Source organism: Variovorax sp. J31P179 (genome assembly GCF_030316985.1).
GTDB lineage: Bacteria > Pseudomonadota > Gammaproteobacteria > Burkholderiales > Burkholderiaceae_C > Variovorax > Variovorax ginsengisoli_B.
In genome coordinates, this window is record NZ_JASZYL010000006.1 from 190,519 (window position 1) to 205,123 (window position 14,605).

A 14,605-nucleotide genomic window follows, 5' to 3' on the forward strand; every position below is an offset into this window, starting at 1 on the left:
TCCTCAAGCGGCGAGGGCCTGCGTCTGCAGCACGGTCAGCTCGCCGATGCCCTTCTCGGCCAGGGCCAGCAGCGCGTTCATCTCGTCGCGCGTGAAAGCCGCGCCTTCGGCCGTGCCCTGCACTTCGACGAAGTGGCCGGCACCGGTCATGACCACGTTCATGTCGGTGTCGCAGGCCGAGTCCTCGATGTACTCGAGGTCGAGCAGCGGCGTGCCCTGCACGATGCCGACCGAGATCGCCGCCACGTGGCCGAGGATCGGCGTCGCCTGGATCTTGCCGGCGGCCAGCAGCTTGTCGACGGCGTCCTGCGCGGCCACGAAGGCGCCCGTGATGGCCGCGGTGCGGGTGCCGCCGTCGGCCTGCAGCACGTCGCAGTCGAGGTGGATGGTGCGCTCGCCGAGCGCCGCCAGGTTGAACACGGCGCGCATCGAGCGGCCGATGAGACGCTGGATCTCCTGCGTGCGGCCGCTCTGCTTGCCGCGGGCGGCTTCGCGGTCGCTGCGGGTGTGGGTGGCGCGGGGCAGCATGCCGTATTCGGCCGTGACCCAGCCCTCGCCGCTGCCGCGCTTGTGCGGCGGCACCTTCTCTTCGACCGAGGCGGTGCACAGCACGCGGGTCTGGCCGAACTCGATCAGCACCGAGCCCTCGGCATGGATGGTGTAGCCGCGGGTGATGCGCACCGGGCGCAGCTGGTCGGCGGCACGGCCGGCGCTTCGAACGAAAACTGTCATCGTGGAAATGGGGAAAAGGGGGAAATGAAAGACGGAGACTAGGTCTTGCGGGCCGCCGAGCGCTTGATCGCCTCGTTGATCTCGGCGATGGAACGCTCGATGGCGTCGTCGTCGAGATCGTCGAGCTCGCTGTCGGAAGGCATGCCGGCCTGGATGGTGGAGGCGAAAACGCCGTCGCTGATGCTGTCGGTCGACACGCCGCGCTTCTGGCCCGGCGCGTCGGGGGTTTCCCATTCGAGGGCGATCAAGGTGACATTGTCGCTGTGGGCGCCGCCGTTGCGCAGCGCCATCTCGGCCAGGTCGGGCGCCGAGTCGGACACCGGCTTGCCGGACGAGAGGATGTGGACGATGACGCTGTCGTCGAGCACGCCCCAGACGCCATCCGAGCACAGCATGATCCGGTCGCCGCGCTGCAGCTGCAGCGGCGCCGAGACGTCGAACAGCGGCGTGGTCGGCGAGCCCAGGCAGGTCAGCAGCAGGTTGCGGTTGACGGCCTCGGGGCCGGCATTGGCGCGCGGGCGCTCGGCGTGCGAATGGTCGCGGGTGCGGGTCAGCAGCTCGCCGTCGCGGATCACGTAGAGCCGCGAATCGCCGCAGTGGATCCAGCTGGCGGCGTTGTCCTGGATGACGGCCGCGACAACGGTGGTGCGGGGCGTGTCGAGCATGCCCTTGTTGCCGGCATAACGCATGATCTGCTGGTGCGCGGCCATCACCGAGGCGGTCAGGAAGGCCTTGACGTCCTTGACGACCGGCCGCGCCTCGCGCTGGTAGAGCGCCGCGATGGTCTGCAGCGCGAGCTGGGCCGCGACCTCGCCTTCGGGGTGCCCGCCCATGCCGTCGGCCAGCACGAACAATCCGGACTCCCGCGTGTAGCAGTAGCCCATGCGGTCTTCGTTCTTGAGGCGGCCCCCCTTGCGGCTGACCTGGAATACCGAGAATTTCATGCGGGGCGTGTGGTGGGCGCTGCGGCCTTGGGCAGCCCCTTCTTTTCGAAGGAGCGCATGTTGTCGATGGAAAGCCTGACCTTCTCGCCGACCGTGAGCTTGGTGTAGCGGCGCTCGCCTTCGCGGCTGAGCTCCTTCTGCAGCGCGAACACCGACTGCGGACGGGACAGCGGGTCGAGCGACATGCACCATTCGACCACCTCGATCAGGTTGTCGGAATAGATGCCGCGCAGGCGCGAAAGCGACAGGCCGAGACGGTCTTTCTCGATGCGCTGGGGGGCGTCGTTGGGCGGATAGCCCTGCATGCAGGCGTAGATGCAGGCGCCGATGGCATAGATGTCGGTCCAGGGGCCCATCGACGAATCGCGCCGGTACATCTCGGGGGCGGCGAAGCCGGGGGTGTACATCGGGCGGATGAAGTTGCCCTCCTTGGACAGCACCTCGCGGGCGGCGCCGAAGTCGATCATCACGGCGCGGTCGTCGTCGGTGACGAAGATGTTGGCCGGCTTGATGTCCAGGTGCAGCATCTTGTGCTGGTGAACGATGCGCAAGCCGCGCAGAATCTCGTCGAAGAGCGAGCGGATCGTCGACTCCCTGAATACTTTCTGCTTCTTGAGGTCGCGCGCGGTGACGATGAAATCCTGCAGGGTGGCGCCCTCCAGGTAGTTCATGACCATGTAGACGGTCTCGTTCTCGCGGAAGAAATTGAGCACGCTGACCACCGAGGCGTGCGAGATCTGGGCCAGCGAGCGGCCTTCCTCGAAGAAGCTCTTGAGGCCCAGGCGGTAGAGCGAGAGCTTCTCGGGCGGCACCTGGGGTGCCAGCTCGCCGGTGCCGCGGGTGGCCAGGGACGAAGGCAGGTATTCCTTGATGGCGACCTGCTGGCCGCTGGTGTCGACGGCCAGGTAGACGACGCCGAAGCCACCGGCGGACAGCCGCCGCACGACGCGGTAGCCTCCGATCATCGTGTCGGGAAGCAGGGGCGACGGTTTGACCTTTGACATAATCCGGGAGTTTCGCCCGAAGGCGATGGTGCGGCAAGCGAACGCGGTGCCGAGGCCTCGGTGAAACGCAAACAAACCACAGCGAGGCGCGATGCCAGTTTACAGCATGACCGGCTATGCCAGCGGCCAGAACGGCCCCACAGGCAGCCACTCCGACGCCGAAGCCAGGCCCCAGCCCACGGGTCGCCTCGGGGTCGAGATCCGCTCGGTCAACAGCCGATTCCTCGACCTCACCTTCAAGCTTCCCGAGGAGCTGCGCCAGCACGAACCGGCGCTGCGCGAGCTGCTCACGGGCCAGCTCAAGCGCGGCAAGGTCGAGTTGCGGGTGGCCTTCGAGAACACCGCCAGCGCCGGCGTCGCCGATCCGTCGACCAAGCTGCTGCAGCGCCTGAACGGGGTCCAGGACAACATCAAGTCCTGGCTGCCGAGCGCCCGCGACCTCAGCGTGGCCGACGTGCTGCGGCTGGCGGCCGGCGATTCGGCGTCGCGCGGCGACCTGGGGCCGGACCTCACCGAACTGACCGAAAAGACCCTGAAGGCCCTGCTGGCGGCGCGCGAACGCGAAGGCGCCCGGCTGGCCAAGATGCTGCTGGACCACCTGGGCCAGCTGCGCAAGCTGGCGGCCCAGGCCCTGCCGCTGGTGCCGAAGCTGGTCGAGCAGCAGCGCACCCGCTTTCTCGAACGCTGGCAAGAGGCGATGGGCCTGGCCGCCGGCGCCACCGCGCCCGAGGCGGCGCAGGACCGGGCCCTGTCGGAAGCCACCGCTTTCGCGATCCGCATCGACGTCGCCGAAGAGCTGACCCGGCTGGATTCGCACCTGGACGAGATCGAGCGGCTGGTGAAAAAGGGCGGCGAGATCGGCAAGCGGCTCGATTTCCTGATCCAGGAGCTGCATCGCGAGGCCAACACCCTGGGCTCGAAGTCGGCCATGCTGGAGATGACCCGGATCGGGGTCGACATGAAGGTGCTGGTGGAGCAGATGCGGGAGCAGGTGCAGAACATCGAGTGAGGGCCGCGCGGGGCGTCAGCCGAAGTTCCATGTTCGCTGATGGATCGCCGCTTCGACCAGGCGGCGAACACTGATTCGACGAGTCCGGCGCGGCTCGAACTCCGGATCGACGATGGCCACGCCGTCGAAGAGCCACGGCTGAATCTTGGCGCTGATGCCGCACCGTTTCAGGCGCTTGCGGCTGCGTCTGCGTCGCAACGCGCAAATCCGCGGCCAAGTGTTCGACTTCCCAGTCGAATCTGATCAGCAGCCGATGTCCGCTGCGACCAGCCAGGCCTCCTGCTGAACTCGAAGTCGAAAATGGGTGTCATTGGGTGCCAAATTCGCCAATTGGGTGTAAATGGACATAACATTGGAGATGATCTCCGCTGAAGCTGTCCGCATCACGCCTGAAATCCTGAACCTCATCGCAGGTGTCGATGAGTTCAAGGGCGCCTGGCGCGCACTGGGCACACTGGCGCCGGACCGACTGTCGGCATTGCGTCGCGTGGCCACCATCGAGAGCGTCGGTTCGTCGACCCGCATCGAAGGAAGCAAGCTGTCGGACCAGCAGGTCGAGCGCCTGCTGTCCAACCTGCAGATCAAGTGTTTCGCCACTCGCGACGAGCAGGAAGTGGCCGGCTACGCCGAGGTCATGGAGTTGGTTTTTTCATCCTGGCAGCACATCGCGCCGACCGAGAACCACATCAAGCAACTGCACCGCGACCTCCTGACGTACAGCGACACGGACGCCTGGCACCGGGGCAACTACAAGAACTCCACGAACAGCGTGGTCGCGTTCGACGAGAACGGCAAGTCGTTGGGCGTGGTGTTCGAAACCGCGACGCCTTTCGACACGCCACGGCTCATGGCCGAGCTGGTGACCTGGTTCAACGAGGAACGCGACGCAGCGCGATTGCATCCACTGCTGCTCGTCGGCATCTGGGTCGTGGTCTTTCTGGAAATCCACCCCTTCCAGGACGGCAACGGACGCTTGAGCCGGGTGCTGACCACCTTGTTGCTGCTTCAAGCCGGCTACGCCTACGTGCCCTACAGTTCGCTCGAAAGTGTCATCGAGTTGAGCAAGGAGGCTTACTACCTTGCCCTGCGGCAGACGCAAGGCACGATCCGGACCGAGTCTCCGAACTGGCAGCCCTGGCTCGTGTTCTTTCTGCGCGCGTTGGCGGAACAGGTACGCCGCCTCCATCGCAAGGTCGAGCGCGAAAAACTGATCCTGGCCCCGCTGCCCGATCTCTCCTTGCAGATCGTCGAGTTCGCACGCGAACACGGGCGCATCACGATGGCCGATGCGCTTCGGCTCACAGGCGGCAATCGAAACACGCTCAAACAGCATTTCCGGGCACTCGTGGAACGCGGTCATCTTGCGGCTCACGGGGCGGGCCGAGGTGCCTGGTATGCGTTTGCGTCGGCATCGGCATCGGCATCGGCATCGGCATCGGCATCGGACCTGATTGCGAACGGGGAAGCGAAAAGGGGCAAGGCGAGCGACTTATGATGCAAAAAATCCGACCAGGGATTGGGGAGTCGAACATATCCATCGCTGCAGCCGACCTTGCAACCGAGGCGCGCGCGACCCTTTCCGGTTTGGCGGATGAAGCCATGGAGAGGACGTCTGATGGATACCCGACCGGTCGTGCAGTTTTTCGCCCCTCCCCGCGAGCACTTCTTTCGCCCGCTCGTCCATGACAACCGCGAGTTGTGCGCGGTCGTGCTCCGGCATCTGCACGAGCGAGTCCATGGCGCCAACGCCGACTATGCCGAAGCGCTGACACGGGAGGTCGTGCTGGAAGTCATCCTGCGAACACTGACCGATCCCGCCTTGCGGCCGCTGGCCTTCGATGAAGGACGAGCGGTACCTGCCGAGGAAGAACGCAGCTACGCCGGCGAACTGCTGCGCAAGCTGAAGGAGCACGGCTGGCTCGACGACTATCGGGATCCGATCGACCTGAGGCCGACACTGAAGCTCAGCCGGGCCGGCAAGGCTTTCAGCGAGACCTTCGCGAACCTGGACGATTCGCGCGCCAAGACGCGCCAGCGCAACATGCGTTCGGCACGCAAAGCGCTGGCGGCTTTCCTCGCCACACGCGATCCGGACGAGCTCCTGGACGCCCATGAGTTCGCCAGCCGTGTGGTGCAGGACCTGCAGGACGACATCGAGTATTTTCGAAACCTGATCCAGAGCCTCACGCGCGAGGCGCTTGAGCAGAAGGTCGCCTGGGGCGAATTCAACGAATTCATCGAAAAGCGCTTCGCCCGCGAATACGCGGTCCGCCTGGTGGCCGATTCTGCCGAGCGTCATCGCGGGCAGATCGTCGAGACCTTGGACGCAGTTCGCGCCCTGGCCGACGACTTGCGCATCCAGACGGATGCAAACCTGCTGCAACTCGCGCCGTGGCTGGAACGCGAAGTGCAAGACCGCAGTCCCACGCTGTGGCTCGCGGACCGCATCGAAAGCATGGTCGAGGCCGCCTGCGGCCTCAAGCTTCCGATGCTGCGCTCGGAGATGAACAACTACGTGCGCCGCTTCACGAGCCTGCTGCGCCAGGCCCTGTCGCTGGACTACGGCGCCGAATCGGCACTGGGTCGTACCATGGCCTGGCTCAAGGACCGGCCGGCATCCGCACACGACCTCCTGCTCGACGCGTTGGCCGAACGTCTGGCGACCAGCGAAGTCCGCTTGCCGGGCGGCGTGCTGCGCTGGACCGTTCGCGACCGCGAGGCAGCCCAGGCCGAGCAGGCGCCGCTGGTGGTGGACGATAAGAGCCGATTGAACGCGGCCCTGCGCCGCGCCGAAGCCGAAGCCTTTGCCTTCAGCGACCAGGACGTGCTGCGCGGCCTGCTGCCCTATCTGGCGAACGGCCCCGTGACGCTGGCCGCGCTCCCCGTGGCGACGGCTGCGGACGCCGTCCGTGTGCTGCATGCCGTGGGCGCGGCGCGCTCGACCGAGGGCCGGCGGCTCATGCGGGCTCGCAAGACCGCCGACCAGATGCACAACGCCTTCTTCCGAGCCGACAACTACGAGTTGGAGGCCGATGCACAGGCATCGCAGCCGCCACCATCACACTGACGCCCATCATGCTGCAGTCGATCGCCCAGTTCATCGAACAGCGCCTGAGCACCGAAGGTGCAGGCAACATCAAGCCTGCGCGCTTCGGCGAATTGGCTGGCCGCCTGATGGCCGGAGGCGTGCTCTGGCGCGACTATTCGCGACCCGAAGCGGCGCTGTACGACGACGCGGTGCAATGCGAACAACTCCTGCGCGAATGGTTCAGCTGCATCGGCTTCGTCCTTGTCCACGACACCGATGCGCGTCTGCTGCGTCTATATCCGCCCGGCGAAAGCGGTGCGGGTGACGAAGAAGATGGGGTGCGCAAGTTGCGCGCCCGCCTGTCTCGCGACTTCGTCGCCGCCGTGATCGCACTGCGCTTCCTCTACACCGAAGCGCTCACCGGCCGGCGTCCGCTGGTGGACGAGCGCCTGGCCATCAGCCTGGAAGAACTGTCGCAATCGGTGGTGTCGCTGCTGGCGCATCGGTTGCCGGTATCCGTCACGGAGCGCATGGCGCTGCTGCGCGATCTGCGCAAGCATCGGGTGGTGCATTTCATCGAAGGCGACGACGCCGGCGACATGCAGATGGGATTGGCGGTGCTGCGGCCGGTCATGAGCTTCGTCAGTGACGAGGCGCTGGAGGATGCGTTGCGCCTGGCCGGGCGCGATCTGCCATCGGCGGCACACGAAGAAGAAGGCACCGCATGAAGATCGCAAAGTTGCTGACCTGGCACTGGGGATCGCTGGAGGACCGCGAATGGCTGTTCGCCGACACGGTGCTTCTGACCGGCGAATCGGGCTCCGGCAAGTCCACGCTGCTCGACGCCATCCAGACCGTGCTGACCGCCGCGCACCAGCATCTGGTGCAGTTCAACATCGGCCAGGACGAATCGACGCAGAGCAGGCGCGGCGGCAAGGAGCCCCGCACCCTGGCCGCCTACGCTCTTGGCCAGCAGGCCGACGGCGTCTTCCTGCGCTCGCGCTCCAGCAGCTATGCCGGCATCGTGTTCGAAGCCTCGGAAGGCGCCGGCGAGCAAGCCGAACCGTTCACGGCGCTGGTGGGGGTCGAGGCGTTCGAGGACGCGCGGCGCGCCGTGCTGCAAGGCACGCCCCAGTTCTTCATCGTGCGCCGGGCGCTGTCGTTCGAGCACCTGGCCCGGCGCACGGGCGAGTCGCTCCCAAGATCGCCGCTGTCCCTCAAGGAACTCTATGTGGAGCTGCAGCATCGGCTGCGGTCCGGCAAGGACACCGTGGTGCAGCGCTTCCCGGACAAGGGCGGCTATCTGCAGCACCTGTATGGCGCGCTGATGGGCAAGACCGCGGTCGGCGAGAACGACGCCGTGCGCGCCGCGAAGTCGATCGTCCGGGCGATGGCCTACAAGGAACTGGGCAACGTCAACGATCTGGTGCGCGACGAGATCCTGGAGCCGCACGACTTCAGCCGCGACCTGGACAAGATGCGCGAACTGATGCGCTCGATCGCCGCACTCAAGGCGGAGGCCGATCGGCTGGCGTTGAACCTCGAACGGCTGAAAGCCGCCTCGGAGAGTGCCCAGAACGCGCTGGACGAATCACGCCGTTTCGTCGTGACGACCATCGCCCACGCCTTGCGCGCACGCAGTGACGCACAAGACGAGCGGGAGTCGGTGCAGCGCCAGATCGCGGCGCAGGACAAGCGTCAGGCGCAGCTGCTGGAGAAGCTGGCTTCACTGGAAGCGCAGGAGACGCAGCTGCGCGAGCAATTGAAGCTGGTCGACAAACGGCTCGAAGAAAGCGACGTCGCACGAGAAAAAGCCATGCTGGACAACCAGATCCAGCTGCAGGCCGACCAGTTCCGGCTGCACTGGTCCCGCGTGCAGGAGGCCGCGCGTGGCATCGGTGCGATGGTGGCGCAGCTCGAACAGCTGCTGGCGCTCGATCTGTCCACCGTGCCCGCGCTGGCCACAGCCGTGGCGCGCCTGCGCCCGGCGGCCACGGCCGTGCTCGCGCCCTGGCCCGCCATGGCCAAGGCCTACGCGCGCGACGCGCAACTCGACGTCGAGCTGCCCGCCTTCGAACTGGAGAGCTTCGATATCCACCTGGCTGCGCTGCAGCGGGGCATCCATGAGGGCGAGGGCTCGGTACAGAGCGCCGTGGTGCAGGCGCTGGCCGACGTGAGCATCCGATTGAGGACGATGGACGACGAAGCCGAGCAGCGCGATGCCGAACTGCGCCTGCTGCAGACCGGACGGAGCCTGGGGCCGCGCGAAGCGCATGACGCCGTGGCGTTGATCGAACGCGAACTGCCCGAGGCCCATCCGCACCTGTTGGCGCAACTGGTCGAGCCCCGCGTCGGCACACGCTGGCAGAACGCGATCGAGGGCTACATGGGAGGCGATCGATTCGCGATCATCGTCGAGGCTGGGCTGGAAGCGCGTTGCGCTCGGCTGGTCAAGCAGCGCTATCCCGTGCGCTCGCCCAAGGTGGTGCAAGGCCGCAAGGCGATGGACGACACTGAAGGCCGTCAGCTCGAGGCCCGCGCGGTGCTGCACGAGCTGCAATGCAAGCATTCGGTGGCCAACGCCTTCCTGATGGCGCAGTACGGCCGCGTGCGCAAGGTCGACAGCGAAGACGAACTGGCTCGCACCCCGCAGGGACTGATGGAGCAAGGCCTGGGCAGTCGCGGCTATGGCATGTTCTCGTGCCGGGCGTCGGACGGCGAGCTGGCCTTCGGCGAGGCGGCCCGCCAGCGGCGCCGGGAATGGTGCGAGGAGGAGTTGCGGCGCCTGGCACACGAGACCGGGACGCTGAAGGCGCTGCGCCTGTCGCTCGGCCTGGTGGCGCGCATGTTCAACGGCGCCGCCTTCACGCCGTTGACGCCGCTTCTGTTGGCCGTGCTGGAAAGCCAGGTTCAGCATGCCCACGCCGAACAAGCGCTGAAGGCATTGGACCTGTCCTCCATCGAAGCGCTGCTGAAGGAAGGTATCGATCTCAACGCCCGAATCGCCGCCGTCAGGACGCAGCAAGGCGAAGAGACGGAACAAGTGGGTGCCGCCAAGCAGGCGCTCGGCGGCCTGCATCGACGCGAGTCCGAACTCAGTGCCCGCCTGCCCGCGCTGGATATCGATTGCACCAACGCCGCGGTCTGGGCATCGCGCTTCGCCGGCGCAGCGCCCGAGCTGGCCACGGCCTCGCAATTGCTGGCCGACGCCGACGCCCTGGCGACCGAATCCGAAACCAGCCTGGACGCCCTGCGCCACCGCGCACAGACGCTGCGCGACAACCTTCCTCGCACGCTGCGGGAACTAGCGCAGGCGGTCGGCACCTACCTGTCCGGCGCGCGCGATGACGCGGAGCGCTTCGCCTGGACCGACCCGCCGCGCAGCATCGACCGGCTGGACGAGCTGCTGCCCCTCGTGTTCATGACCCGCCATGCCATTTCGGAGCAGACACAGCGCCAACGCGCCATTGGGCTGGCCGAGAACGCCAAGTCGCTGCAGGAAGCCGAAGCCAGTTTCAATCACGTCTTCACCAGCAGCTTCTGCTTCAAGCTGCGGGACGACGTCAAGCAGGGCGCGGTCACGCTGCAGCGGCTCAATCGCCATTTGCAGGGCATCCGCTTCGGCAGCGACACCTTCACGCTCGAATGGGACTGGATCCCGCGCATGAAGAAAGTCTACGAGTTCTTCGAAGCGGTCGAAGGCGTCGTCGAAGGACTCGAGCGCGAACGCGGCTCGATCTTCGCATCGACCCGGCTCGACGAAGAACAGCGCGCGACGGCGGAGGAGATCCGCAGGTTGCTGCTTTCCAACGACCAGGGCGCCAGCGAACGCGCACTGAAGGAACTTGCGGACTACCGCAACTATCGCCGCTACGACATCGTGCGCACGAGTCCGGTCGGACAGACGAAGCTATCGACCTGGGGCACGGGTTCGGGTGGCGAACTGGAGACGCCGTTCTACGTTGTGCGCTCGGCCGTGCTGGCCCATGCATTGGGTCATTTCGGTCGCGAGCGGCGGGAATCTCCTGCGCTTCGTCTGATGCTCAGCGACGAGGCCTTTTCCAAGATGGACGAATCGCGTTCGCGCAGCGTGCTGCGCTTTCTGTCGCAAACCCTGGGCCTGCAACTCGTGGTCGCCATGCCCACCTCCAAGTCGGGCGCCGTCAAGCCCGAGTTCGACAAGGAGTTCACGTTCTCGAAGGTCACGGCCAATCGCGGTGGGCAAGAGCTCTTCATCAGCGAAGCGCAGGAAAAGACGCTGAACCGCCAGGCGCTGGCCCGGCTGTGGGATGCCCATGCGGCCCAGGCGCGCGAAGCCGCCCGCGCCGCGTATGAGGCCGAGCACCGGTGGGCTCGAGAGGCGCTGGGGACCGCCGCACCTGACGCGGGATCGCCAGGTTGACCATGTCGCACACCGCTTCCGTGCAGCCTCACCCTTTCCTGCAGCGTCTGGCCGTGGATCTGCTGAAGAAGGCCGAGCGCAGCACGGGCACAGGTCCGGTTCGCCTGTCGCTGGATCGCAGATCGGCGCCGGAACTGTACGCGCAGGCCGACGCCGAGATCCTGCAGCTCTGGCTGATGCTGCTGGAGGACCTGTGCGTCACCGGCTGGGTAGCGATGCGACTGAACCCGCCCCGGGACTTTGCTGGCTTCACCGACCGCAATCCCCGGCTCGAATTGCAGGATTTCGAGGCGCTCTCCGCCTGGGCTGGCTACACGCCGCAGGCCCGGCGCTGGCAACGGCAATGGCTGGACCATCTGGCGGCCCATTGGGCCAAGCCGAGCTCCGAAGTGCCAACGGACCCGCACGCCGTTCTCGACTACCTGGCAAGAAGTCCGTTGACGCCGGTCGAGGGCTTGCCCCTCGAAGAAGCGACGCGCAGCCTCGACGCCTTGCGCGCGTTGTGCCTATCAAAGCGTCCGATGCGCTTGCGCGAGGCATCGGCACAGGTTTTCCAGGGACGCTCCAAAGTGCTGGACAGCCGGGAGGAGTTGCTGCGCCTGATGGGCGCCGCACCTGGGCAGTTCAGCGAGGCGCCGATCCAGCTTCTCGTTGCGCTGCCCGAGGGGACGCCGGTGTTCGAGGAGGTTCTTTTCATCGAGAACCTGGTCAGCTTCGAGCGCATGGCCGATCGGCGCGGGCCTGAGTGGGCCCGGAGCCTCCTCGTCTATGCAGCAGGCTTCAAGGGCAGCGCCAGGCGCCTGCGCATGCGCGAGAGCTGTCGGCTGTATGTGCGCGCATCGACTCCACCCCCGTTGACCCTGCGCGAGATCGAAGCATGGCTGTTCGAAAACGGCGATTGCCCCGTGTGCTTCTTCGGCGACCTCGATTTCGCCGGCATGCAGATCCTTGCCAGTCTGCGCGAGGTCTTTCCGAATGCACAAGCCTGGGTACGGGGCTACGATGCCCTCGCCCATGCGTTGGCACACGGTGGCGGTCACGCGCCGGATCAAGCGGGCAAGGAATTGCAGATCGACCCTGGTCGGACCGGCTGCAGCCACGCCGATGAACACCTGCTTCCGCTGATGCGCCAGAGCGGCCGCTTCTTGGACCAGGAGGCCTTCGACCTTGAAGCGTATCAAGGGAGCATCGATCCCTGTCACAGAATCGGATTGCCCAACGTCTAGGGTTCAAATGACCACCCCAGACCCCACCACCACCTTCAACCGCCTCCGCCCCCGCCTGCAGGGCATCGCCTACCGCATGCTCGGCTCCGTGGCCGAGGCCGAGGACGTGGTGCAGGACGCCTGGCTGCGCTGGCACGAAGCGGACCAGACCGGCATCGACAACGCCGAGGCCTGGCTGGTGGCCATCACGACGCGGATCGCGATCGACCGGCTGCGCGCCGCCAAGGTGCAGCGCGAGCACTACGTCGGCTACTGGCTGCCCGAGCCGGTGCTGACCGATGGGCCCTCGACGCCCGAGCAGACCAAGGAGCTGTCGGACGACGTCTCGGTCGCCTTCCTGTTCATGCTCGAACGGCTGGCGCCCGAGGCGCGCGCCGCCTTCCTGCTGCGCGAAGTGTTCGATGCCGACTACGACGAAGTGGCCAAGGCCGTCGGCAAGAGCGAGGCCGCCTGCCGCCAGATCGTGCACCGCGCCAAGACGCAGCTGCGCGAGGAGCGGCCGCGCTTCACGGTCTCGCGCGATGCCCACCACCAGCTGATGCGCGGCTTCGCCGAGGCGCTGTCGCGCGGCGACTTCGCGGCCATGAACGGCATGCTGGCCGAGAACGCCGAGCTGATCGGCGACGGCGGCGGCATCGTGCCGAGCTTCGGCAAGCCGCTGCTGGGCGGCCAGCGCATCGCGCAGCTCTTCTATGCCGCCCACCTGCGCTTCGGCAGCGGCGTGCGGGTGGAGCTCGCGATGATCAACGGCGAATGGGCGCTGCTGCGCTTCATCGACGGGGTGCTCGAATCCGCGCAGTCGTACGAGACCGACGGCGAGCGCATCACGCGCATCCACGTGCAGCGCAACCCCGAGAAACTGGCACGGCTGGCGGCGGCTTTCCAGGGGCATTGAGGCGGGGTCTGTCACAAACCGGCGAGCTGGCGCGTCTTGTGGGCATGGATGCAAAAGATCCGTCCATGCAGCGACTTCTCGCAAACGGATGCCTCAGCCGTTCTGGGGCCCTCAGGAAGTGACCATGACCCAACGCATCAACGCCATGCAGCAATCGCCCGAGCTGTTCAAGAAGTTCGTCGAATTCAGCATGCTCGAGAAGAGCAGCGCCATCGAGCAGAAGACCCTGGACCTGGTGCACATCCGCGCCTCGCAGATCAACGGCTGCGGCTTCTGCCTCGACATGCACGTGAAGGAAGCCAAGCTGCACGGCGAGCGCGAACTGCGCCTCTACCACCTGCCGATCTGGCGCGAATCGACCCTGTTCAGCCCGCGCGAACGCGCCGCCCTGGCCTGGACCGAGATCCTGACCCGCCTGCCCGAGCACGGCGTGCCGGGCGACGTCTACGACCGCGTACGCACGCAACTGTCTGAAAAGGAACTCTCCGACCTCACCTTCTCCGTGATGGCGATCAATGCCTGGAACCGGCTCAATGTCGGCTTCACGACCGTGCCGGGCTCGGCCGACAAGGCCTACGGCCTCGACAAGGCAGGATTGGAATGACCATGAAGATCGTCGTCATCGGCGGCTCCGGCCTGATCGGAAGCAAGCTCGTCGCCAAGCTTCGCCAGCGCGGCCATGAGGTGCTCGCGGCCTCGCCGGCCTCGGGCGTCAACACGATCACGGGCGAAGGCCTGGCCGAAGCGCTCGCCGGCGCTCAAGTGGTGGTCGACGTCGCGAACTCGCCTTCTTTCGAGGACAAGGCGGTGTTGGAATTCTTCGAGACCGCGGGCCGCAACCTGCTGGCCGCGGAGGCCAGGGCAGGCGTGAAGCACCATGTCGCGCTGTCGGTGGTCGGCACCGACCGGCTGGCCGAAAGCGGCTACTTCCGCGGCAAGATCGCGCAGGAGAAGCTGATCCGCGAGGGCTCGATCCCCTACACGATCGTCCACTCGACGCAGTTCTTCGAATTCCTCGGCGGCATCGCGCAGTCGGGCGCCGACGGACAGACCGTGAAGCTGTCACCGGCCTTCGTGCAGCCGATCGCCTCCGACGACGTGGCGGCGGCAATGGCCGAGTACACGCTGGGCGCACCGCTCAACGGCGTGGTCGAGATCGCCGGGCCGGAGCGCGTGCGAATGCCCGAGCTGCTGCAGCGCTACCTCGCCGCGACGAAAGACCCGCGCCAGGTCGTGGCCGATCCGCAGGCGCGCTACTTCGGCGCCCGGCTCGAAGACGACACGCTGGTGCCGAGCGGCAAGAACCCGTGGCTGGGATCGATCGGCTTCGAAGCCTGGTTCGCCAAGTCCGCCGCTTCGAAGTAG

Annotated in this window: 13 protein-coding genes; 9 read left to right on the plus strand and 4 right to left on the minus strand. The window is 66.5% G+C overall.

Going from position 1 to position 14,605, the window contains the following annotated elements; translation table 11 throughout:
• Positions 1–3 precede the first annotated feature (3 nt).
• From rph to QTI17_RS17340, 3 genes are read right to left on the minus strand one after another with little or no spacing between them, the layout of a single operon-like run.
• Entirely contained in the window at positions 4–732 is a 729-nt protein-coding gene (gene rph / locus QTI17_RS17330; RefSeq protein WP_286534672.1) for a ribonuclease PH, read from the minus strand.
• Between the two features lie 38 nt (positions 733–770).
• Positions 771–1,676: a PP2C family protein-serine/threonine phosphatase gene (locus tag QTI17_RS17335; protein WP_286534673.1), complete on the minus strand. Its 906-nt coding sequence runs from the start codon at positions 1,674–1,676 to the stop codon at positions 771–773.
• Positions 1,673–2,680: a serine/threonine protein kinase gene (locus QTI17_RS17340; protein ID WP_286525262.1), complete on the minus strand. Its 1,008-nt coding sequence runs from the start codon at positions 2,678–2,680 to the stop codon at positions 1,673–1,675. Before QTI17_RS17340 ends, QTI17_RS17335 begins: the two co-directional genes overlap by 4 nt.
• Positions 2,681–2,771: 91 nt before the next feature.
• Here QTI17_RS17340 and QTI17_RS17345 point away from each other — a divergent pair, with 91 nt between their 5' ends.
• On the plus strand, positions 2,772–3,689 hold the full coding sequence (locus QTI17_RS17345) for a YicC/YloC family endoribonuclease (RefSeq protein WP_286534674.1): 918 nt from the start codon (positions 2,772–2,774) through the stop codon (positions 3,687–3,689).
• Between the two features lie 15 nt (positions 3,690–3,704).
• Here the strand turns inward: QTI17_RS17345 and QTI17_RS17350 are convergent, their stop codons facing one another.
• Positions 3,705–3,887: a hypothetical protein gene (locus QTI17_RS17350; protein ID WP_286534675.1), complete on the minus strand. Its 183-nt coding sequence runs from the start codon at positions 3,885–3,887 to the stop codon at positions 3,705–3,707.
• Between the two features lie 160 nt (positions 3,888–4,047).
• Here QTI17_RS17350 and QTI17_RS17355 point away from each other — a divergent pair, with 160 nt between their 5' ends.
• The 8 genes from QTI17_RS17355 to QTI17_RS17390 all read left to right on the plus strand — a co-directional run bounded on the left by QTI17_RS17355 (position 4,048) and on the right by QTI17_RS17390 (position 14,605).
• Positions 4,048–5,184: a Fic family protein gene (locus QTI17_RS17355; RefSeq protein WP_286534913.1), complete on the plus strand. Its 1,137-nt coding sequence runs from the start codon at positions 4,048–4,050 to the stop codon at positions 5,182–5,184.
• 120 nt (positions 5,185–5,304) lie between these two features.
• On the plus strand, positions 5,305–6,756 hold the full coding sequence (locus tag QTI17_RS17360) for a Wadjet anti-phage system protein JetA family protein (RefSeq protein WP_286534676.1): 1,452 nt from the start codon (positions 5,305–5,307) through the stop codon (positions 6,754–6,756).
• An 8-nt stretch (positions 6,757–6,764) separates the two neighbouring features.
• Positions 6,765–7,445, plus strand: a complete 681-nt coding sequence (locus QTI17_RS17365; protein ID WP_286534677.1) for a DUF4194 domain-containing protein — start codon at positions 6,765–6,767, stop codon at positions 7,443–7,445.
• Positions 7,442–11,119, plus strand: a complete 3,678-nt coding sequence (locus QTI17_RS17370; protein ID WP_286534678.1) for an SbcC/MukB-like Walker B domain-containing protein — start codon at positions 7,442–7,444, stop codon at positions 11,117–11,119. Before QTI17_RS17365 ends, QTI17_RS17370 begins: the two co-directional genes overlap by 4 nt.
• Positions 11,120–11,121: 2 nt before the next feature.
• Positions 11,122–12,345: a Wadjet anti-phage system protein JetD domain-containing protein gene (locus QTI17_RS17375; RefSeq protein ID WP_286534679.1), complete on the plus strand. Its 1,224-nt coding sequence runs from the start codon at positions 11,122–11,124 to the stop codon at positions 12,343–12,345.
• Positions 12,346–12,352: 7 nt separating this feature from the next.
• Positions 12,353–13,240, plus strand: a complete 888-nt coding sequence (locus QTI17_RS17380; RefSeq protein ID WP_286534680.1) for an RNA polymerase sigma-70 factor — start codon at positions 12,353–12,355, stop codon at positions 13,238–13,240.
• 124 nt (positions 13,241–13,364) lie between these two features.
• The gene (locus tag QTI17_RS17385; protein ID WP_286534681.1) at positions 13,365–13,844 is read left to right on the plus strand and encodes a carboxymuconolactone decarboxylase family protein; all 480 of its coding nucleotides are present in this window, start codon (positions 13,365–13,367) and stop codon (positions 13,842–13,844) included.
• A gap of 2 nt (positions 13,845–13,846) precedes the next feature.
• A complete protein-coding gene (locus tag QTI17_RS17390; RefSeq protein ID WP_286534682.1) occupies positions 13,847–14,605 on the plus strand; it encodes an SDR family oxidoreductase in 759 nt (252 codons plus the stop codon).

What these genes read in the sequence shown, in the direction of transcription:
- rph (WP_286534672.1), bottom strand. Translation starts at nt 732, where the DNA reads ATGACAGTTTTCGTTCGAAGCGCCGGCCGTGCCGCCGACCAGCTGCGC.
- QTI17_RS17335 (WP_286534673.1), bottom strand. Translation starts at nt 1,676, where the DNA reads ATGAAATTCTCGGTATTCCAGGTCAGCCGCAAGGGGGGCCGCCTCAAG.
- QTI17_RS17340 (WP_286525262.1), bottom strand. Translation starts at nt 2,680, where the DNA reads ATGTCAAAGGTCAAACCGTCGCCCCTGCTTCCCGACACGATGATCGGA.
- QTI17_RS17345 (WP_286534674.1), top strand. Translation starts at nt 2,772, where the DNA reads ATGCCAGTTTACAGCATGACCGGCTATGCCAGCGGCCAGAACGGCCCC.
- QTI17_RS17355 (WP_286534913.1), top strand. Translation starts at nt 4,048, where the DNA reads ATGATCTCCGCTGAAGCTGTCCGCATCACGCCTGAAATCCTGAACCTC.
- QTI17_RS17360 (WP_286534676.1), top strand. Translation starts at nt 5,305, where the DNA reads ATGGATACCCGACCGGTCGTGCAGTTTTTCGCCCCTCCCCGCGAGCAC.
- QTI17_RS17365 (WP_286534677.1), top strand. Translation starts at nt 6,765, where the DNA reads ATGCTGCAGTCGATCGCCCAGTTCATCGAACAGCGCCTGAGCACCGAA.
- QTI17_RS17370 (WP_286534678.1), top strand. Translation starts at nt 7,442, where the DNA reads ATGAAGATCGCAAAGTTGCTGACCTGGCACTGGGGATCGCTGGAGGAC.
- QTI17_RS17375 (WP_286534679.1), top strand. Translation starts at nt 11,122, where the DNA reads ATGTCGCACACCGCTTCCGTGCAGCCTCACCCTTTCCTGCAGCGTCTG.
- QTI17_RS17380 (WP_286534680.1), top strand. Translation starts at nt 12,353, where the DNA reads ATGACCACCCCAGACCCCACCACCACCTTCAACCGCCTCCGCCCCCGC.
- QTI17_RS17385 (WP_286534681.1), top strand. Translation starts at nt 13,365, where the DNA reads ATGACCCAACGCATCAACGCCATGCAGCAATCGCCCGAGCTGTTCAAG.
- QTI17_RS17390 (WP_286534682.1), top strand. Translation starts at nt 13,847, where the DNA reads ATGAAGATCGTCGTCATCGGCGGCTCCGGCCTGATCGGAAGCAAGCTC.